Genomic DNA, 20,786 nt, shown 5'->3' with positions numbered 1-20,786 from the left:
CGCGTTGTGCAGATACGCCGCACCCGCGACAGCGTCCGGCTGACCGTCGAGGAACTTGGCGAAGTCGGCCAGGTACTCGCAGTACCCCCGCACCTGCGCGACCGGGTGCAGACGCGGCGCGTTCGGGTACCCGTCGATCAGGACGAGCTCCCGGTCCTCGTCCCAGGCGGCCGCCCGACTCCGCTGCTTGAGTTCGACGACGACGTACGACGGTCCGCCTGTGCGTGGATGGCGGCCCGCAAGCACGACATCGGCGCGCTTCGACGTCAGCGGGAGGTGGTGTTCGACGAGCACCTCGACCTTGCTGAGCCCGGCCTGCTCGAGGTCCTGAGCCAGCACCGGCAGACTCCGCTCCCACGACCTGACCTCTGCCGGCGCCGCCCGGCGACCGGTATGGAAGTGCATCTGCTCAGCGATCCTCAAGGCGAACTGCTGCTCGAGCGTAAGCATCACGAACCCGGCACCGGATTGGCGGAACAGCGTCACGAGTGAAGTCCCCAGGCAGCACGAATCAAGGTCGTGCGGGTGGGGGCATGTCCTGCGAGCGCTGTCGCTCAGCGGAAGCCCGTCGGGCCGCGCGCCCGACTTTACCTACTGAGCAGACGCACCACGATCCGTGTCATGCTCGCGGCGTGTCCGATCTGATCGAGCTCCGAGACCGCATCCGCGTCTTCACCGAGGAACGCGACTGGGCCAAGTTCCACGACCCCAAGTCCCTGATCCTCGCCCTCGTCGGCGAGGTTGGCGAACTCTCCGAACTCTTCCAGTGGCTCCCCGCCGACACCGCGGCCACCCGCGCCCACGAGGACCCCCTCCACACCCGAGCCGGCGAAGAACTGGCCGACGTCCTCATCTACCTCATCCGCCTCGCCGACGTCCTGAACATCGACCTCGCCGACGCCGCCTCCCGCAAACTGACCAGTTCCTCAACCCGCTTCCCCACCACCCAGTTCCACGGCCAGGCCCCGGAAAAGATCTGAAGGCACACCACATGGTTGAGCTGACTCGGCATGGATCCCCGGTCGCGGCGGTGTTCGATCTCCTCGGCTACGACGAGAACGATCTGACCGCCGCGCTCGGATTCACACTCTCCCGTTCGCCGGCCTTGATGAAGGCACTGCTCGGGCAGGTCTGGCCGTCGAGCGGCGACCTGGACCCGAGCGAGATCGCCGCCGCGCTGGAGGTTCGCGGCGACGTGGGCCGCACGGACCTCGAACTGACGTTCCCAGGCGCGGCAGTGATCATCGAAGCCAAACGCGGCTGGCTGTTACCGTCGTTCGAGCAGCTGGCCAGTTACGCACCACGGATCACGGCACGGGGAGGCGGCGCGCTCGTCACGCTCTCACAGGCAAGCCACGCGCTGGCAGCCACCCAACTTCCAGCCCAGGTGGATGGCGTTCCGGTGCTGCACTTGCCATGGCGCGACGTACTCGACAAGGTCGACGAGAGTCGCCGCCTCGAGCGCGGGCAGGCCCGAGCCTGGCTCGATCAGTTCTCGACCTATCTCCACGGAGTGATACACGTGCGATCGGTGTCGGACAGTTGGACGTACTGCGTCGTCCTCAACAACGAGAGACCGGGCGGTGGAGGAAGGTACACCTTCAGCCAGTACGTAACAGAGGATCTGCGGTATTTCCACCCGTACGGCATCGGCGGGTGGCCGACCGAGCCGCCCAACTTCATGGCCTTCCGGTGGCAGGGTGCCGTTCATCGCATCCACCGTGTGGTCAAGGCAGACGTCGTGCCGAGCCTGCTGGACCGGTGGCCGGACATCCCAGCGACCGAAGACACCGTCCGCCCACACGCCGTGTACGAGCTCGGCCCGCGGCTCCCGCCGTTCGAGCCGATCATGAACGGTGCGTCCTATCGAGCCTCCAGACTGTGGGTCCTGCTCGACCAACTCCAAAGCTCGGAGACTCTCGCCCAGGCAATGGCAGGGACAAGGCAACTAACCGGACGAGGATGACCTCGCAGCCGTAGCAGTCAGACAGGAGCAGAGTGGCCGAAGGACAGCTGCCGACGTGCCCCGGTTGCGGGCGCGGCGTACCGTCCGTGGCCTGCTGCCGCCGCATCGATCCCTGCAGGTCGTACTGCCGAAACTGCACGCGCGGCATCCGAGCCCGCCAGATCGACGGATTTCCGGTCGATCTGCTGACCTGCACAGTCTGCGGCGATCGTGTCATGGTGCACCGCGCCCAACGACGGCCGTGCTTCGAGTGCGACATTCGCGAGATTCCTGTCGACCACTTCCTGGCCGGCCTGCTGGCTCAGCGTCGTGCAGAGGAAGCAGCCGCGGGCTTCCAGCACGTCGCCTACGCACGCCACCACCTACTCAATACCGGTGGGCGAGCCGAGTACGCGTCGTCTGTCTGGTACCGGCATGACGACTGCGGCGCGATCGTCCCGGCTTGGCAGTTCCGCCGAACCGACCCGAAGACGGGCGAGGGCGCACCGCCCCTCTGCTACTACTGCGGCGGAGAACCCTGGAGACGGTCGCCCGTACGAGACCCTGCTGCCCCCGCCCTGCTGTACCTGCTGCGATTCCAGGCCCGCGGCCGCCGCTTCCTCAAGATCGGACTCACCGCGCCAGGACTCGACCGACTGGACGGGCATCTACGACTCAGCGCCGGCGTCGTGCAGGTCGTCGAGGCGCGCTTCGACAAGGTCGCCAGGGCCGAGAAACAAGTCATCGACCTGTGCAGCCACCTACGCACCGAGCCGCATGCCTTCATGGCACATTTCGGCACAAGAGAGACCTTCCGCCTGTCCGCCCAACCCTTGATCGGCGACCTCACCACACACATCGGCCGAGGCGCCCACGACCACACCGAGGAGTGGCGCCAACGCGCCCGCCAACGCCGACTCCGCTAGCCCGGGCGTGGGTGGGAGCCTGCGCGAGCGCCTCGATCCGGACCGCCTCAGGACCGCCCGCCGCGAGCGCGCGCAGCCCTTCGGCAATCCAGTTGCTCCGCGGTGTGCGTGCGACGGCCGCGGATCCACGAGATCACCCAGGACTCCCTGAGCCACCTGGTGGCTCAGGGAGTGCTGGTTCCACCTTGGTGTCGCAGCAAATCTGTGTCGTGCAGGGGACGTCAGCGGGAGCCGGCTGTGCTGATCCGGTGGTAGACGTCGTTCCAGTGCAGCTCACGCTGGAACTCCCGTACGGTCGTCGATGCGTCGATGACGGCCAGCTCGACGGACAGCATGTCGGCGAAATCTTCGTAGACCTCGCGGTCGAGAGCCGTCGACAGGACGGTGTGATGAGGTCCGCCCGCCGTCAGCCACGACTCGGCCGAGGTGGCCAGGGACGGCTCGGGCTTCCAGACCGCACAGGCGACCGGCAGCCGCGGCAACGCCTCGTCCGGTTCGACGACGTGGACGACGTTGGCCGTGAGCCGGAAGCGGTCGCCCAGATCCGAGATCCCGACCACGATGCCGTCCCCGGGGTCGGAGGTGAAGCGCAGCCGGACCGGGTCTTCGCGGCCGCCGATGGACAGCGGGTGGATTTCCAGCGACGGGCGGGCCGACGTAAGTGACGGGCACACCTCGAGCATGTGGGCGCCGAGGATCTTCTCCTCCCCCGGCACCAGGTGGTACGTGTAGTCCTCCATGAACGACGTACCGCCCGGAAGCCCCGCGGCCATCGCCTTGCTGGCACGCAGCAGCACCGACGTCTTCCAGTCGCCTTCGCCGCCGAAGCCGTAGCCGTCGGCCATCAGCCGCTGCACGGCCAGACCCGGCAACTGGCGGAGCCCGCCCAGGTCCTCGAAGTTCGAGGTGAACGCCTTGAACCCGCCGCCGGCCAGGAACGACCGCATCCCCAGCTCGATCCGCGCGCCGTAGCGCAGCGACTCGTGCCGATCCCCGGCCGGAAGCAGTTCGGGTACGACGGCGTACGTGTCGGCGTACTCCTGCACCAGGGCGGAGACTTCGTCGTCGCCGACGCTGTCGACCGCGGCGACGAGCTCGTTGACGCTGTAGGTGTTGACCGAGACGCCGAACCGCAACTGCGCCTCGACCTTGTCTCCCTCGGTCACGGCGACGTCGCGCATGTTGTCGCCGAAACGCGCGAGCTTGAGCGACCGGAGTTCGGCGACGCCGAGCGCCGCGCGGGCCCAGTGCCCGACCCGCTCCTGCACGGCCGCCGACTCGACGTGCCCGGCGACGGTCTTGCGCGGGACTCGCAGCCGGGACTGGATGTAGCCGAACTCCCGGTCGCCGTGCGCGGCCTGGTTGAGGTTCATGAAGTCCATGTCAATCGTTGCCCACGGCAACGCGATATTGGCCTGCGTGTGCAGGTGCAGCAGCGGCTTGCGGAGTGCGTCGAGGCCGGCGATCCACATCTTCGCCGGCGAGAAGGTATGCATCCACGCGATCACGCCGACGCACTCCGGCGCGCTGTTCGCCTCGAGCATCTGCGTGCGGATCGCTCCGGCGTCGAGCAGCACCGGCTTCCACACGATCTGCACCGGCAGGCCGGCGTCCGCGAGACGCTTGGCCACCGCCTGAGACTGATCGGCGACCTGCTCGAGAGTACCCGGGCCGTACAGGCCTTGGCTGCCGGTCAGGAACCAAACCTCGCGAGCGGTCTCGGTGGTGTTCACAGACATGTGGTCCTTCCAAGTCATCGCTGTCCGTAGACGTTCTGGTAGCGGTCGAAGAGCTGGTCGACGTACGACTGCTCGATGGGGATCGGGTCACCGAGCTGCCGGGCGAGGTGCACCGACCGGGCGACGTCCTCGCACATCACGGCCGCCTTGACGGCCGCCTTGGCGGTCGGCCCGATGGTGAACACCCCGTGGCTCTGCATCAGGACGGCGGGCGAACGCGAGCCGCGCAGCGTCTCGACGATGCCGCGGCCGATCGAGTCGTCGCCGATGATCGCGAACGGCCCGACCGGGATCGGGCCGCCGAACTCGTCGGCGCACATCGTCGTGACGCACGGGATCGACTCACCGCGTGCGGCCCAGGCGACGGCGTACGGCGAATGCGTGTGCACCACACCGCCGACGTCCGGCAGCTCCCGGTACACATACGCCTGCGCCTCGGTGTCGGACGACGGCGCGTGCTCACCCTCGACGACCTTGCCGTCGAGGTCGCAGACGACCATGTTCTCGGGCGTCAGCTCGTCGTACGCGACGCCGCTCGGTTTGATCACCATCAGGTCGTGACCGGGAACCCGCGCCGAGACGTTGCCCGCCGTCCACACCACCAGCCCGTAGGCCGGCAGGTGCGCGTGCAACTGACACACCTCGGCCCGCAGCCGGGTGATTGTGGCGGCGACGTCCGCGACCGCGCTCATCGGGACTCCACCGCAGCGCGCCGGATGGACTTCAGTTTCCGCATGAGGCGCGTATGACGCCCGAAGTACTCGTGCAACTCGAGATACAGCTCGAACAGCTGGTCGTAGGCCCTGGCCCGCTCCTCGTCCGGGAGGTAGACGCCGCGCCGGACCTTGCCCATGCTCTTGGCCGCCGTCGGAACATCCGGATAGGCGCCCGCGGCAACCGCCGCGTGGATCGCCGAACCCAGCGCCGGGCCTTGCTCGGAATCGATGATCGAGAGCGGAAGCCTGGTCACGTCGGCGTAGATCTGCATCAGCAGCGCGTTCTTCGCCAGCCCGCCGGCGATGATCAGCTCCTCCACCGGTACGCCGCTGCTCGCGAACGTCTCGACGATGACGCGGGTGCCGAACGCGGTTGCCTCGAGCAACGCCCGGTAGCCGTCCTCGGGGCGCGTCGCGAGCGTCTGGCCCACGATCGACCCGGAGAGCTCATGGTCGACGAGCACCGACCGGTTCCCGCTGTGCCAGTCGAGTGCGACCAGTCCGTGCTCGGCCACTGCCTGACCGGCCGCGAGCCTCGTGAGGTGCTCGTGCAGCGACTCGCCCGCGGCGGCCGCGGCTTCGTGGTACGACGGCGGTACGGCGTTGTCGACGTACCAGCCGAAGATGTCGCCGACGCCGCTCTGGCCGGCCTCGTACCCCCAGAGGCCAGAGACGATGCCGCCATCGACGACGCCGCACATACCGGGCACCTCACGAAGCGTGTCCGCGTTCATCACATGGCAGGTCGACGTACCCATGATGGCGACCATCTGCCCCGGATCCACGGCCTGCGCCGCCGGTGCGGTCACGTGCGCGTCAACGTTCCCGACGGCAACCGCGATACCCTCCGGCAGCCCGGTCCACGCCGCTGCCTCGGCTGTCAACGTGCCGGCCGCGGAGCCCAGCTGACCGATCGGATGTTCCAGTTTGTCGGCGACGAAGCCGCCGAAGCCGGCCGCGAGCCCTTCGAGGAAGTCCGTCGACGGGTAGTGGCCGTCCTGCAGAATGCCCTTGTAACCCGCGGTGCACGCGTTGCGAACATAACGCCCGCACAACTGCCACACGATCCAGTCGGCCGCCTCGACCCAGTGATCCATCCGGTCGTAGAGCGGACGATCCTCCTCGAACAGCTGCAGCGCCTTGGCGAACTCCCACTCCGACGAGATCAGCCCGCCGTAGCGGGGCAGCCAGTCCTCGCCGCGCTCGCGCGCGAGCTCGTTGATCCGGTCGGCCTGCGGCTGCGCGGCGTGATGCTTCCACAACTTCACGTAGGCGTGCGGGCGGTCCGCGAGTCCGTCGACCTCGTTCAGCGGCGTACCGCCGGCCAGGCACGGGACCATCGTGCACGCGGTGAAGTCCGTCGCGACTCCGATCACCCGCGCCGGGTCGACCCCGGACGCCGCGATCGCCGCCGGAACAGCGGACTTCAGCACGTCCCGGTAGTCGGCGGGAACCTGGAGCGCCCACTCCGGCGGCAGTCCGGCACCACTCGCCGGCAACCGGTCGTCGACCACGCCGTGCGCGTACTCGTGAACGGCCGTGCCGAGCTCGGCGCCGTCGGACACGCGGACGACGACGGCACGACCCGACAGCGTGCCGAAGTCGACTCCGACGACGTACTGCTCTTCAGGGCTCATTGCGATGTTCCTCTTCGATGTGCAGGGCCAGCATCGGTGACGAGAGTGTGAACGCTAACATTCTACGTTGTCAAGGACGACCGGGCGGATGTGGACAGCTACTGTTAGCGCTAACTTCTCAATGCCGCGGAGCGGCCGTGGAGTTGCGGAGGACCAACGTCGGCCGGATCAGCTGCGTCGACGGATCGGCCTCCCCGGCCAGCGCCCGCAAGGTCAGCTCGACAGCGCGCCGCCCGAGCAGGGAGAACTCCTGGTTGACCGTCGTCAGGGCCGGCCAGAGGTACGGCGCCTCGGGCACGTTGTCGAACCCGACAACACTGATCTCGCCCGGAACGTCGCGACCCTTCTCGTGCAGGGCGTACACCAGCCCCATGGCCATACCGTCGTTGGCCACGAAGACCGCCGTCACGTCGGGATCCTCGGCGATCCGCAGACCAGCCTCGTACCCGCTTCCCGGCGACCAGTCGCCGAACACCTCCGGTCCCGGCAGAACATGCCGATGCTCGTGCGCACGTTGCCAGCCCGCACGCCGCTGGCCGGCTTCCACCCACTCCAGCGGTCCGGCGACATGGGCGACATGACGGTGGCCGAGATCGAGCAAATGCTCCACCGCCAGGCGGGCACCCGCCTCCTGGTCGATTCCGACCGCCATCCGCTGCCCCTCGCTCACCCCCTGGACGACGATCATGGGGACGGGAACGTCGAGCGACCTGACCTGCTTGAGTGCCTCGCGATGGGCGACGGCCACGACGATCGCTTCGACCGCCTCGTCGAGCAGGCGATCGACCGCCTCGCGGAGTGACTGCACCGAGAAGTCGTCGACGGCGACAAGAGAGACGTCGTACCCCGCCTTGTGGCCGGCGTCCTGCACCGACACGGCAATCATGCCCGGACCGTGCAGAACCAGGTACGCGGAGATCATGCCGATACGGTGCGACTTGTTCGTCGCAAGGAGCCGGGCCGCGTTGTTGCGCCGGTAGCCCAACTCGGTGATCGCCGCCAGCACCCGGGCGCGCGTCTCGTCCCGAACCAGCTCCGATCCGTTCAGCACCCGGGACACGGTCTGATGCGAGACGCCGGCCGCGGCGGCCACATCCGTCATGCTCGGAGCTCGTCCAAGCCCCTCGCTCACTCTCGCCATAGGGAAATACTAGGTGCCGGACCCCCTACATCCGGGGGCACGTGTGTGATTCGGGAGGCGGAGCGGTGGTACTGCGGACCAGCAGGTGCGGTGGCACCGGAGCGGGCCGGAACGACGTACCGCTGATGCGGGCGAGGGCGGCCTGGACGACGCGGCGGCCCAGCTCGGCGAAGTCCTGCCGAATCGTCGTCAAGGGCGGCGCGTAGTACGGCGCCTCGGGGACGTCGTCGAATCCGACCACGCTGACGTCGTCGGGCACCCGGATCTTGGCTTCGTCGAAGGCGCTGAGCAGCCCCAGCGCCATCTGGTCGTTGGCGACGAAGACAGCGGTCGCCTCCTCTCCCCCACGTCGGCGTGCGATGAGCTCGCGACCGGCGAGGTAACCGGACGGTGGCCACCAGTCACCATGCAGCACAACGGGAACAGTGGCGCCGGCCGACTCGAGCTCGATCCGCCAGCGGCGCTCCCGGGCGTCCGCCTCGAGTGCGTTGGCCGGGCCTCGCACGTGATGAACAGTGCGGTGGCCGAGGTCGAGCAAGTGCCTGGTAGCGAGTGCGGCGCCGATCTCCTGGTCGACCCAGACCGCGAGGTCCTGCCCGCCCCGCTCAGCCTGGACGGTGATCAGCGGCACCCTTGGACTCACGTCGGGCAGGGCGCGGACCGCGCCTTCATAGGTGCTCAGCGCAACGATCGCGTCGACGGACTGCGTCGACAGTCGCTCGACGGCCTCGATCAGGTTGCCGGCGCTGTCGTCGTCGAGCACCGAGACAGTGAGGAAGTAGCCGGCCTCGCGGGCAGCGTGTTCCAGACCGAGCAGGGTTTGCGCGGGTCCGTACTGGCTGATGTTGGCGATCGCGAGCCCGATCGTGCGGGACGACCCGGTCACCAGGGCCCGGGCGGCACTGTTGGGGCGGTAGCCGAGCTCGGCAATCGCCTCCAGCACTCGCTGACGGGTCGCCGCCGCCACGTTCGGCGCACCGTTGACGACCCTCGACACCGTCTGGTGCGACACGCCGGCGCGTGCGGCGACGTCCGACATACCGAGGGAGCGGGTCGCCCCGAGATCCGCTGCTCCCACTACGGGGCGATCCATTGGGCTCCTTCGTCAGCGTGCGGCGCCGGCGCGGCGCTTGTTGTAGATGTCGAAGGCAACGGCCAGCAGCAGCACCAGGCCCTTCACCACGGACTGGGTCGACTGGTCGACACCCATCAACTGCATACCGTTGCTCATGACGGCCATGATCAGGCCGCCGACCATCGCGCCGACCACGGTGCCGACGCCACCCGCGACGGCTGCGCCGCCGATGAACGCCGCCGCGATCGCGTCGAGTTCGAACATGTTGCCGGCAGCGGGCTGGGCGCCGTTGGACCGGGACGAGTAGATGACGCCGGCGACACCGGCCAGGAAGCCCATGTTGACGAAGATCCAGAAGTTGACCTTGCGGACCTTCACACCGGACAGCATCGCGGCCGACAGGTTGCCGCCGATCGCGTAGACCTGGCGGCCGAAGACCGTGTTCTTCGTCATCAGCCCGTAGGCGATCACCAGGACGGCCAGAATGATCAGGACGATCGGCAGTCCGCGCGCGTGGGCAAGCTGCCAGGCGAAGTACATGACGATCGCGGCGACGACCAGCACGCGGGTGACGAAAAGCGGGAACGACTCCACGGGCTGCTCGTAGCGGATCCGGGCCAGCCGGGTGCGGAACACGCCGACCGCGTACCCGGCGACGGCGACCGCACCGATCAGCAGCGTGAACGCGTCATAGCCCTGCCCGCCGATCAGGCCGTTCAGGAAACCGCTCGCGACCTTCTGGTACTCGGCCGGGAACGGCGACAACGAGACGTTGTCCAGCACCTGCAACGTCAGGCCACGGAACAGCAACATTCCGGCCAGCGTCACGATGAACGCCGGCATGCCGACGTAGGCCACCCAGAAGCCCTGCCAGGCACCGACCGCGGTGCCTACCGCCATCGCTGCCACCATGCCGATCCACCACGGCTGTCCGTGCTGGATGACCAGTACGGCGGAGACCGCGCCCGTCAACGCGACGATCGACCCGACCGACAGGTCGATGTGGCCGGCGATGATCAGGATCACCATGCCGATCGCCAGCACCAGGATGTAGGAGTACTGCAGCACGATGTTGGTGATGTTGCCCGGGCTGAGCAGGACACCGTCAGTCAGGGAGGCGAACAGCGCCACGATCACGACGAACGCGATGTAGATGCCGCTCTGCCGCAGGTTGCGCATGATCAGGGTGAGCGGATCGTTGGTGCCGACGTGCAGCGCGGCGGCGGAGGCGCTCTCTGCTGATGCCTGTTCCGTTGGCACGGACGGTTTGGTGCTGGTCATCCGGCGAGCTCCTTCTCCTTCGTCATGAGCGCCATGAGGTTTTCCTGGGTCGCCTGGTCCACCGGCAACTCGCCGGTGATCTGTCCGGCCGACAAGGTGTAGATCCGGTCGCACATCCCGAGCAGTTCGGGCAGTTCGGAGGAGATGACGACGACCGCCTTCCCCTGGGCGACGAGCCGGTTGATGATGGTGTAGATCTCGAACTTGGCTCCGACGTCGATACCGCGCGTGGGCTCGTCCAGGATCAGCACGTCCGGATCTGTGAAGAGCCACTTCGACAGCACGACCTTCTGCTGGTTGCCGCCGGACAGGGTGCCGACCGTGTCCAGCACGGTGCGCGTCTTGATGTTCATGTCGCGCCGGCCCTGCTCGGCGACCTTGATCTCCTCGTTGCCGTTGACCCAGCCGGCCCGGGCCAGTTTGCCGAGCGCGGCGGCCGAGACGTTGGCGCGGACGTCGGCGATCAGGTTCAGGCCGTACCGCTTGCGATCCTCGGTGGCGTAGGCGATGCCGTTGGAGATCGCCTCGGCCACCGTCCGGGCCCGCACCTGCTTGCCGTGGACGAACAGCCGGCCGCTGATATTGCGTCCGTACGAGCGCCCGAAGACGCTCATCGCGAGTTCGGTGCGTCCCGCACCCATCAGGCCGGCGATGCCGACGACCTCACCGGCGCGCACGTTCAGCGAAGCGCCGTCGACGACCTTCCGCGGCTGGACCGGATGCCACACCGTCCAGTCCTCGATCCGCAGCACTTCGGCCCCCGGCTCCGACACCCGGTCCGGGTAGAAGCTCTCCAGGTCACGGCCGACCATCCCGCGGATGATCCGCTCCTGGGTGACCTCCCCCGACGCCATGTCCAGCGTCTCGACCGTCCGTCCGTCGCGGATCACCGTGGTCGAGTCGGCGATCGCGGTGATCTCGCTCAGCTTGTGGGAGATCATGATGCAGGTGATCCCGCGGTCCCGCAGCCGCCGCAGCAGGTCGAGCAGGTGTGCCGAGTCGATGTCGTTGAGTGCGGCAGTCGGCTCGTCGAGAATCAGCAACCGGACGTCCTTCGACAACGCCTTCGCGATCTCGACCAACTGCTGCTTGCCGACGCCGAGCTGGATCACCGGCGAGACCGGGTTCTCGTCCAATCCGACCGAGGCCAGCAGTTCGCGGGCGTCGGCGTTGGTGCGGTTCCAGTCGATCAGCCCGCCGCGCCCGCGGCGCTCGTTGCCGAGAAAGATGTTCTCCGCGATCGACAGGTACGGCACCAGTGCGAGTTCCTGATGGATGATGACGACGCCGACGGCTTCGCTGTCCCGGATGCCTGCGAAGTGGACAGCCTTGCCGTCGAGCCTGATCTCGCCGTCGTAGCTCCCGGTCGGGTAGACGCCGGACAGCACCTTCATCAGAGTCGACTTGCCGGCGCCGTTCTCTCCACAGATCGCGTGGATCTCCCCACGCCGTACTGCGAGCGAGACGTCCTCGAGAGCCTTGACACCGGGGAAACTCTTGGTGATTCCGCGCATCTCGAGCAGCACGTCGTTCATACATCCTCCTTCGCGATCAGACCGTGGAAGTCGAGCGGCCGGGCCCGGCTGAACGTGTCGCCGGGCCCGGCCGTCCGTCACTTGGCCTGACCGGCGGCCACCTCGGCGGCCGTGTAGTAGCCGGAGTCGACGAGTTCCTTCTGGATGTCGCCCTTGAAGACGGTCTGGATCGGCAGCAGGTACGCCGGGACGACCTTCACACCGTTGTCGTACGACTTGGTGTCGTTGGCCTCCGGCTCCTTCTTCTCCAGGAACGCCACCGACGCGTTGACGGCCTGGTCGGCCAGGAGCCGGGTGTCCTTGAAGATCGTGGAGCTCTGGACACCGGTGTTGATGAGCTTGACCGACGCGATCTCCGCATCCTGGCCACTGATCACCGGCATCGGCTTGGCCGCCGTGCCGTAGCCCACGTTCTGCAACGCGGTGATGATGCCGCGCGAGATGCCGTCGTACGGCGAGAGCACGCCGTCGACCTTGCTGCCGTCGTTGTAGCTGGAGGTGAGGAGGTCGTCCATTCGCTTCTGCGCAGCCTCCTGCTGCCACCGCAGAATCGCGACCTGCTCCATCTTGGTCTGCTTCGACTTGACGACCAGTTGGCCGCCGTCGAGGTACGGCTTCAGGGTGTCCATGGCGCCGTTGAAGAAGAAGTGGGTGTTGTTGTCGTCCAGCGAGCCGGCGAAGAGCTCGATGTTGAACGGCCCGGTCTTGGCGCCCTTCGAGCCGTCCTTGTTCTCCAGGCCGAGCCCCCGCAGGAGCGCCTTGGCCTGGGCGACGCCGACCTTGTAGTTGTCGAAGCTGACGTAGAAGTTCACGTTCTGGCTGCCGCGGATCAACCGGTCGTAGGCGACTACCGGGATCTTCTTGTCGGCCGCCGCCTGCAACTGGCTGCTGAGCGCGGTGCCGTCGATCGCGGCGATGATCAGCACGTTCGCGCCCCGGGTGATCATCTGGTCGACCTGCTGCGACTGGGTCGGGATGTCGTCGTTCGCATACTGCAGATCGACCTTGTATCCCTTCGCCTCGAGCTTCTCCTTCACCGCCTTGCCGTCGGCGATCCAGCGCTCCGACGTCTGCGTCGGCATCGACACGCCGATGGTCAGATCCTTGGGCTGCTGGCTGGCGGTGTCGGTCGTCCCGCCGGCTCCTTGTCCCCCGCACGCCGCGAGGCCGAGCACAAGCAGGGCGCCACTCAGAGCGGCGACAAACCTCTTCTTCACAGACTCTTCCCTTTCGGCATTGGTGTCCCCACGTAGCGGGCCCCCGAACCGCGCTGTTAGCGCTCACATGTTGGCGCTAACAATCTGATCGGTCAAGTCATCGACAGGACATCTTGGCGTCACGGTTCGGTAACAACAACCGGCCGGACCGTGGTCGATCCATCGAGGAAAACCCTTACCTGACAGGGATTCCCGCCAACGGCACCATCGGGGAGTTGATGGCAACCGGGCCCCTGCGACCGCCATCAGGAGAACCGTTTCACGTCCTCAACTGTCGATGGACACGTTAACAACTGAAAGATACTCACCGGGCCGCCGCATGCCCCTTCGTCGCGAAGACCTGGGATGGGCAGGAAGGTCAGGGGCGCGATTCTCGGCTCCGTAAAACTGCATGATGTTCTCGGGCTGTGGTGGACGGTCGCGGCGATCTCCGCCTTCGCCCTACCGGCCCGCAAAGGCGCCGAGCCGGTCGTCGAGCTCGCAGTCGAGCGCGGAGCCACCAACCGGCTATTACGACCGCTTCACCAAGACCCACTCATCACCAATCTCGTACGACGAGCACCTCGCCCAGCAGGTATGGACAGCAACCGCCCAACTCGCAGCAACCCCAGCCACCAGAGCACGTCCACACCCCGTGCGGCGCGAGCATCAGAGGCTCGCACCGCAGCGCAGCTATTGAAACCGGCGTCGACATGTCTGTTCAGCCCTGCGCCTGCCGAGACCGAGCACCCGAGCAGTTAGGTGAGCTGTGCGTAGAACAGGGCCGGGTCGCCGGCGAGTGCGGCCTTCACCATTGCCGTCCAGTCGTCGACGACGACCTCGATCGAATCCGCCGCCAGGCCGTCGAGCGAGCGACGTGGCACCTCCCGCGGATCGATCTTCGGCCCGTCGTACCCGGCCATCATGTCCGTGTCCGCGGCACCGAGCAGGACTCCCTGGACGAGGGTGCCCTGAGCGGCGAGCTCGAGGCGTACGCCGTTGGTCATGTTCCACTCCGCGGCCTTGGCGGCCGCGTACGCTCCGGCACCCGGGTAGGCGAACCACGACAGGGCCGAGAGGATGTTTACGATCGCACCTCCGCCGTTGGCGGCGAGGACCGGACTGAACGCGCGGATCACGTCGAGCGTGCCCCAGAAGTGCGTGTCCAGCTCACGACGGATCTCGGCGAGGTCGCCGGTGACGAGGGTGGCGCCGGTCGTGATGCCGGCGTTGTTGACGAGCAGGCTGACATCCCTTGCGGCGGCCGCGGCCGCGTCGACGGTCTCGTGGTCGAGCAGGTCGAGTCGCAGCGGCACCACCCGGGAATCGTCGAAGTCGAGCGTCTCGGGACGGCGAGCGGTCGCGTACACCTTGCTCGCCCCGCGTTCGAGCAGTTCGAGGACGAAGTGACGCCCGATGCCGCGGTTGGCTCCCGTCACGAGGGCGATCTGGTCGGTGAGGTTCATATCTTCCCTGCTTCTTGTGTAGGTCTCTCGGTTCGCTGGGCAGCACCCGGCACCGGCTACGCTAAAACCTCACGTTGACGTCAAGGTCAAATCCAGATCAGGACGCGAGAAGAGTCAGAGGGAGGACGCCGATGCGCATCGGCGAGCTCGCACGTCGAGCCGGGGTCAGCACCAGAGCACTGCGGTACTACGAGGAGCAGGAACTACTCACCTCGGAGCGCACCCCCAGCGGCCAACGGACTTACCCCCAGGCGGCTGTTGAGCGTGTCCGGCTGATTCAGCAGCTCTTCACCGCCGGCCTGCCCAGCCGGACCATCGTGCAACTCATGCCCTGCATCGAGACCGGCCACGCATCACCCGAGGCCTTCGAACTCATGGCAGCCGAACGCAACCGCATCACCACCGCGATGACGGACCTTGCCGCCGCGCGAGACGCACTCGACCGCATGATCGACATCGCCATCCACCCCACCCCCGAACACTGCCCCGCCCTCCGGGAGCCGGCCTGGGCGCCGTACCACGCCATGGACTCAGCTGCACCCATCCCGGAGCGGGCCCCCGCCATCTGACCGGGTGAGCAGCGCGGACTGGGTGCCCCGCCCCCGGTACTCCGGCCGGGTCGCGCCGCTGCGCAGCCGGCCGACGCCGTCGACGACGTGCAGCGAGGCGGTGCCGACCATCGTGTCACCGTCCCAGGCGGCGTACGCCGTCAGGCCCGGCGCGGCGCACGACCTGGATGTCGGTCGGGCCGGTGGTGATTCCGCACGACATCGCGATCTCGTCCCAGTCCGGTGGGAGGAGACTTGGCGCGATGTTCAGCTTGGCCGTCGTACAGCCGGCCGCCTTGAAGTAGTCCAGGACCTCGCCGATCACCGTCGAGGTCACCGGCCCGTCCAGTCCGAACCCGGCCGCCTGGGACCAGAACGACAAGGTGTCGCGCGGTGCCGCCAGCGCGACTACCGAGCCGAACCGGCGCGGCCACCTGATCGCGGACTGCGGCCACATCGTCCCCCTCGATCGCCCGAACGAACTACTCGCCGCACTGGGCCTCGAGGCCCCGACCGGCTGATCGCTCGCAGTGCTTCCGCTCACGACGCGATGCCTGCCGGGGCTCGGTCCGCGTCAGGCCTCGGACTTGCCGTCGCCGTAGAGCTCGACCTCGGACAAGTTGCCGAACCAGTTCGTGGCGTTGTAGATGCGCAGATACCGGTAGTGGTTCTCGCCGGAGGCCTGCTGCTCGCTCCAGGTGTTCGCGACTGCTCCGGTCAGAGGCTTGCTGAGGTCGGTCCAGGCCTGACCGTCGTTCGATCCCTGCACGACAGTGCCGTTTGCCCGCTGCGGATGGCTGGCCCGCGGAAGGAACAGCACTTCCTCCGGGTGGACGGTTGTGTGCGCGCCGAAGTCGAGCACGTAGTACGCGCCTGTTCCGCTGTTCAGGTCGCTGTAGGTGTCGGCGTTGCGGTCGAAGAGCAGGTAACCGACTTCGTCGGCACTCAGTCCGCTGCCCGGCCACTGTTTGTCGGACGCGGTGACGGTAGCCATCTTGGCCACGTCGATGAAGTGTGCGGGGTCGCCGGCGATGTAGAGCTTCGATCCGTCGGTGGTTCCGTACATGGTCGGTCCGCCCTTGCCGTCGGTGTCGAGGTAGTCGACCGCGACCTGGATGTTGCCCGGTGACACGTTGTCGAGTTTGATTGCGGCGGTCCAGTTGATGCCGTCCGCCGAGTTCGCCTTCGCCGACAGGCCTTGGACGGTGACGGTGACCTGTTGGAGCGGCTTCTTCGCGGTGACCGATACGTCGACGGTGTCGCCCGTCATGATCTTGCCCGCGATGGCCTGTGCGGAGGTGATCGAGGTCGACTTCACCAGGTTGCCGATCTCGTGCCGTTCGCCGTAGATGTGGAACTCGGTCAGCTCGAACACACCTCGCACGATCCCGTAAAGGACGTCCGGCAACTGTTTGATCATCTGGACCTTGAGGTATCGGAACTGGTCGTCCTGGAGATCCTTGGCGACGTCCAGGGTGTTGTAGTCCTGAGTGAACGCCGTTGCTCCGGGCGTGAGGCGGATCCAGGTGATGCCGTCGTTGGAGCCGAAGACAGCCGAGTTGGCGAGTCGATCGGCGAAGATGTTGCTCTGGAAGCCGAACTTGGTGGCGGAGACTCTGAAGTCGGGGCCGAAGTCGAAGGTATGCGACAGGTTGACGGCCTGCGGGTATACGGTGCCGGTCTGTTCATCGCCGTCGACCATGTTGACGATGCGATCGCCCGTAGTGGAGGAGGCGACGAGCCCCGGGTAGTCGAGGCTGCCGTCCAGGGCGGTCTTCGGCGACAGCGGCCGCAGTCCGTCGACGGCCGCGACTACTTGCGCCAGCGCGGCCAGGTACTCGGCGTCGGATCCGCTCTTGCGCAGGTCGTCGGCTGCTCCGGCGGCGTTGCGGTAAGCGGCTGCGGTCGTCGACTCGTACACGATCTGGTTCTCGTACCCGTCTTTCGCGCGTGCCAGGGCGCTCGAGCGGTCGTCGGCTGCGGTCAGGGTGACTCGGTGGGCGGCCATGTTGGTGCCGTCGTCCGCGGCGACGGTGACCGTCCAGGAGCCGGCCCGGGCCGGCTTCCAGGTGAGGGTGCCGGTGGTGGGGTCGACCGCGGCCCCCTTGGGGAGCCCGGTCGCGGTGTAGGTCGTACCATCCGCGGCGGTCGCCGCGAGGTTGGCGCTGACCTCCGCGCCGAGCCAACCGACGATCCGATCAGCCGCGTTCTCGGCGAACACCGGACCGGTGAGTTCGGCTGCGGCGTTGATGTTGATGTGATCGATGTCGACGGTCGCGCCCTCGACCTCGATGAACAGGATGTCGTCCATGGGTCCGTCGGTCGTGATGTAGCGCCATCGGCCGCCGGTGTCCGGCACGATCACGGGGTAGTCGGTCCTCATGCTGCGGCCGTTTCTGGCGGTGTGCAGGTGCATCACGGCGTCGCCTTCGGTGCGGACGAGGAACCCGAGCTTCGGGCGGTTGGTCGCGCCGTTGAGGTAGGCGATCTTCGCTCCGTTGGTCATGCGCAGGTAGCCGTCGCCGGTGTCGACTGTCCCTGCCAAGTGCGTGTAGCGGTCGTCGACCTCGTAGATGTTGGGGTTGGCACCCAGCGGCCGGGTCGACTCCCCGGCCGCCGCGGCGGGCGCGAACAGCCACGAGTCACCGCCGCCGTCGACGCCGTCCCAGTAGTTGCCGACCACACCGCCGCGGGAATACAACGGTCCGGGGCGTTTGGCGTAGGCCTCGGCGAAGTAGGGAGCGATCGCCTGGACGTCCTTGCCGAGCGTGAACCTGTAGTAGTAATAGATCTCCCAGAAGCTCGCGGTGACGTACCGGCCGCGATAGCCGTCGGCGATGTGGTTGTAGGTGTCGCGGATCGTGCCGTCAGGCGAGATCGCGTAGGCCATCGGAGTCCACGGGGTGTCGTAGCCGAGCATGAATCGCCAGAAGTGGTCGGCAGCAGCGAGGATCCGGTTGTTGAGGAACTCATAGGGCCCGACTGCGTTCGCGGCGGCGGAGACAGTGCCGGCGGCGGGATCGACCTTGGTCCCCTGGGCCAGAAGCATGCGGGAGATGATTGCGGCATTCGTGAGGTCGCCGCCGCCGTGGGCCTGGTCGCGACCCATCTCGGTGTGCTGGACATGCGGGTCCTTGATCGGCTTGCCGGTCTTGTCGTTGCGGTCGACCCAGCGGAACAGCCGCGCGATCGAGCCGTTGAAGCCCTGGTCTTTCGCGGTGGCGTTGACGGTGAACCATTCCACCGATCGCTTGTAGAGGTCGGTGTCGTTCATGAAGATCGCCCCGGCCATCGCGCCCATGAGCGGGTAGCTGTGCTGGTTCATGAAGTGGTTGTTGTCGTTCTGGAAGGTCTCGACGACCGGGACAACCAGGTTGTCGGTGAATGCCTGCGTGTCGGCGTCGGTCCAGGGGTAAGCCTCGTCGGCGCACGAGGTGTAGCGCAGCAGCTCGGCGGCGGAGACCATCCGGTTCAGTGGGACGCCGGTATGGATGTGCGAGTCGGTGAAGTACTTGTACTTCGCCGGGTCCATCTGCTCCCAGATGCGGATGATGTCGAGCGCGTTCTTGCGGTAGACCTCCTCACCGGTGAGCACGTACAGCACAGCCTGTGTATAGGACTTCAGACCATCGGCGATGAAGCGGCCGTTGAAGCCTTGGCTGTCGAATGCGTCGGACGCGGGCTTGGTCGGATCGGCACTGCTCCGGTTGGACGACGTCACGCTGGTCCCGGCCGCTGACGACTTCTGCATGGCATGGAACGACGAGGTCCAGGGTTCGGCGCCTGCGCCGATCTGCCGGCGGGTGTTCTCCAGGAGCGGTTCGGTCAGGCCGACGCCGGGATGGACGAAACCCTGCTCGCTGACGGTGGACTGGAACGTGACCGCACAGGTACCGAGATCGCTGGCGGCGGCCGGCCGGGCTGCTGCAGTGGCCAGAAGTCCGGTGATGAGCAGGAGTGCCGCGGCGAACGCAGGCAATCGTCGGGCAGTGCCTGAGGCAGGCGGATGTGGACTCACGAAGAGCACCTTCTTCCCTGAGGCGGTGGGTCACGGGAGGAGTTCGGTGACGAGCAGAACCGCCGCGCAGCAGGTAGTGGTCGCGCACCGGTCATAGTTAACGGTTTCTACGCTATGCACTCTCCAGACCAGACAGCAACCCCGCAAGGTCTTGACGCTAGGCACATTCTGCTCCTACGGTCCATAGAAATCGTTAACTATGACGACTCGCCGCCACTTCGCAGAACTTCTAACCCCTGGAGATCTCGCATGCCCAGAACCCGTCGTCGCGTCACGCTGAGCGGCCTCGCCCTCTGCCTGGCCGCCGCCACGGTCGCCTGCAGCAGCGACACGAACCCCGCCTCCGGCCCGGTCGAGATCGAGTACTGGGCCTGGGCCCCGGCGCAGCCGGTGGTGGACAAGTTCAACGCCACCCACACCGACATCAAGGTCAAGTTCGTCAAGCAAGCGGACCTTCCCACCACCGCGACCGGTCTGCGCAACGCTGCCGCGGCCGGCAGCAAGATCCCCTGCCTGATGCAGAACTTCGGAGACGTACCGGCTCTACTGTCGGAGGGCCTGCTCTCCGATGTGACCGACTACATGAAGCCCGCGGAGAGCAAGTTCAAGCCTGCGTCACTGGTGGGAGCACAGGTCCAGGGCAAGTACTACGGCATCCCGACCGGTACCGGGCCGACGTTCATGGTGATCAACCGCGCCGTCTACGACAAGTACGGCGTACCGGTGCCGAAGACTTGGGACGAGGTGATCGCCGCCGGCAAGGCACTCAAGCCGCACGGCGTCCAGGTGATGAACCTGGCCGGAGAAGACCCGAGCACACTGGTCAACCTCATCACCCAGGCCGGCGGGACCTGGTACTCGGTGCAGAACGACTCCTGGAAGGTCGACTTCCTGTCGCGCGAGTCCGTTGCCGCCGCCAACATTCTCCAGCAACTGGTGGACAACGGTCTCGTCGCCAACCAGACCTACCAGGACCGGCCCGCCCTGATCGCGTACTTCGACGAGGGCAAGATGGTCTCGCTGCCGACCTCCACGTGGCAGCTGACCAATTACGAACTCCACTTCAAGAAGACCATCGGCAACTGGGAGCCGATCGACCTGCCGCAGTTCGCCGGCGCCACCAAGTTCGCGACCCCCGCGCACGGCAACGCGATGCTCGTCCCGAAGGGATGCCAGCACCCCAAGGAGGCGACCGAGGTAGGCATCTGGATGAACACCAGCAAGGACGGCATCGACGCCACCTACGACAAGGCCACCGGGTCCTACGCCTGGCCGGGTGCGATGCCCGATCCGTCGCCGTGGATCGACGCCGCCGTTCCGCAGAAGCTGTTCGGCAGCCACCGCTCACAGGCCAAGGCCGTGATCAGCAAGGCCTCCGAGTCCGGTGTGGACAACTGGCTGGTCGGACCCAACTACACCGGCGTCTTCAAGGAACTGCAGGACCAGTGGGCACAGGCGGTCACCAAGAAGATCACCTTCGGCCAACTCCTCGAGAACATGCAGAAGTTCACCGTCGACGACCTGAAGGCCAAGGGCATCAGCGTCACCAACTGAGCACGACGA

Annotated in this window: 18 protein-coding genes; 6 read left to right on the top strand and 12 right to left on the bottom strand. The window is 66.9% G+C overall.

Annotated elements, in window-relative coordinates; translation table 11 throughout:
• Positions 1–6: 6 nt before the first annotated feature.
• The 4 genes from AB0I12_RS35090 (at position 7) to AB0I12_RS35075 (ending at position 2,871) form a co-directional block, all read left to right on the top strand.
• Positions 7–492 carry a hypothetical protein gene (locus AB0I12_RS35090; protein WP_359938264.1) on the top strand — a complete coding sequence of 162 codons (486 nt, stop codon included), beginning with the start codon at positions 7–9 and terminating at the stop codon, positions 490–492.
• 140 nt (positions 493–632) lie between these two features.
• Complete coding sequence (locus AB0I12_RS35085) at positions 633–980, top strand: nucleotide pyrophosphohydrolase (RefSeq protein WP_359938261.1); 348 nt, start codon at positions 633–635, stop codon at positions 978–980.
• A gap of 128 nt (positions 981–1,108) precedes the next feature.
• Entirely contained in the window at positions 1,109–1,966 is an 858-nt protein-coding gene (locus AB0I12_RS35080; protein WP_359938258.1) for a hypothetical protein, read from the top strand.
• A 215-nt stretch (positions 1,967–2,181) separates the two neighbouring features.
• Complete coding sequence (locus AB0I12_RS35075) at positions 2,182–2,871, top strand: hypothetical protein (protein ID WP_359938255.1); 690 nt, start codon at positions 2,182–2,184, stop codon at positions 2,869–2,871.
• Between the two features lie 221 nt (positions 2,872–3,092).
• On the opposite strand, the gene araA is transcribed toward AB0I12_RS35075, so the two are convergent.
• The 9 genes from araA to AB0I12_RS35030 form a co-directional block, all read right to left on the bottom strand.
• Entirely contained in the window at positions 3,093–4,610 is a 1,518-nt protein-coding gene (gene araA / locus AB0I12_RS35070; RefSeq protein ID WP_359938252.1) for an L-arabinose isomerase, read from the bottom strand.
• 14 nt (positions 4,611–4,624) lie between these two features.
• Positions 4,625–5,302 carry an L-ribulose-5-phosphate 4-epimerase gene (locus tag AB0I12_RS35065; RefSeq protein WP_359938249.1) on the bottom strand — a complete coding sequence of 226 codons (678 nt, stop codon included), beginning with the start codon at positions 5,300–5,302 and terminating at the stop codon, positions 4,625–4,627.
• A complete protein-coding gene (araB, locus tag AB0I12_RS35060) occupies positions 5,299–6,963 on the bottom strand; it encodes a ribulokinase (protein ID WP_359938246.1) in 1,665 nt (554 codons plus the stop codon). The genes AB0I12_RS35065 and araB overlap by 4 nt, the downstream gene beginning before the upstream one ends.
• A 118-nt stretch (positions 6,964–7,081) precedes the next feature.
• On the bottom strand, positions 7,082–8,065 hold the full coding sequence (locus tag AB0I12_RS35055; RefSeq protein WP_359938243.1) for a LacI family DNA-binding transcriptional regulator: 984 nt from the start codon (positions 8,063–8,065) through the stop codon (positions 7,082–7,084).
• 64 nt (positions 8,066–8,129) lie between these two features.
• Positions 8,130–9,197 (bottom strand): LacI family DNA-binding transcriptional regulator, encoded by a 1,068-nt coding sequence (locus AB0I12_RS35050; RefSeq protein WP_359938240.1) that lies wholly within the window; start codon positions 9,195–9,197, stop codon positions 8,130–8,132.
• A 12-nt stretch (positions 9,198–9,209) separates the two neighbouring features.
• On the bottom strand, positions 9,210–10,460 hold the full coding sequence (gene mmsB / locus AB0I12_RS35045) for a multiple monosaccharide ABC transporter permease (RefSeq protein WP_359938237.1): 1,251 nt from the start codon (positions 10,458–10,460) through the stop codon (positions 9,210–9,212).
• Positions 10,457–11,995, bottom strand: a complete 1,539-nt coding sequence (mmsA, locus tag AB0I12_RS35040) for a multiple monosaccharide ABC transporter ATP-binding protein (protein WP_359938234.1) — start codon at positions 11,993–11,995, stop codon at positions 10,457–10,459. The genes mmsB and mmsA overlap by 4 nt, the downstream gene beginning before the upstream one ends.
• Positions 11,996–12,072: 77 nt before the next feature.
• Positions 12,073–13,212, bottom strand: coding sequence for a multiple monosaccharide ABC transporter substrate-binding protein (chvE, locus tag AB0I12_RS35035; protein ID WP_359938231.1), 1,140 nt, complete (start codon positions 13,210–13,212; stop codon positions 12,073–12,075).
• A gap of 737 nt (positions 13,213–13,949) precedes the next feature.
• Positions 13,950–14,657 (bottom strand): SDR family oxidoreductase, encoded by a 708-nt coding sequence (locus tag AB0I12_RS35030; RefSeq protein ID WP_359938228.1) that lies wholly within the window; start codon positions 14,655–14,657, stop codon positions 13,950–13,952.
• Between the two features lie 131 nt (positions 14,658–14,788).
• On the opposite strand from AB0I12_RS35030, the gene AB0I12_RS35025 reads away from it, so the two are divergent.
• Entirely contained in the window at positions 14,789–15,226 is a 438-nt protein-coding gene (locus tag AB0I12_RS35025) for a MerR family transcriptional regulator (RefSeq protein ID WP_359938225.1), read from the top strand.
• Here AB0I12_RS35025 and AB0I12_RS35020 read toward each other — a convergent pair.
• The 3 genes from AB0I12_RS35020 to AB0I12_RS35010 all read right to left on the bottom strand — a co-directional run bounded on the left by AB0I12_RS35020 (position 15,188) and on the right by AB0I12_RS35010 (position 19,223).
• Entirely contained in the window at positions 15,188–15,337 is a 150-nt protein-coding gene (locus tag AB0I12_RS35020; RefSeq protein WP_359938222.1) for a hypothetical protein, read from the bottom strand. The two genes, AB0I12_RS35025 and AB0I12_RS35020, sit on opposite strands and share 39 nt — an antisense overlap.
• 4 nt (positions 15,338–15,341) lie before the next feature.
• A complete protein-coding gene (locus tag AB0I12_RS35015; protein ID WP_359938219.1) occupies positions 15,342–15,662 on the bottom strand; it encodes a hypothetical protein in 321 nt (106 codons plus the stop codon).
• 117 nt (positions 15,663–15,779) lie between these two features.
• Positions 15,780–19,223, bottom strand: a complete 3,444-nt coding sequence (locus tag AB0I12_RS35010) for a putative Ig domain-containing protein (RefSeq protein WP_359938216.1) — start codon at positions 19,221–19,223, stop codon at positions 15,780–15,782.
• Between the two features lie 249 nt (positions 19,224–19,472).
• Here AB0I12_RS35010 and AB0I12_RS35005 point away from each other — a divergent pair, with 249 nt between their 5' ends.
• The gene (locus tag AB0I12_RS35005; RefSeq protein ID WP_359938213.1) at positions 19,473–20,777 is read left to right on the top strand and encodes an extracellular solute-binding protein; all 1,305 of its coding nucleotides are present in this window, start codon (positions 19,473–19,475) and stop codon (positions 20,775–20,777) included.
• The last annotated feature ends 9 nt before the right edge of the window (positions 20,778–20,786 follow it).

The organism is Kribbella sp. NPDC050459 (assembly GCF_040655315.1).
Classification (GTDB): domain Bacteria; phylum Actinomycetota; class Actinomycetes; order Propionibacteriales; family Kribbellaceae; genus Kribbella.
Note: the sequence above shows the minus strand (reverse complement) of the source record. Positions and strands in the feature narration are given on the sequence as shown.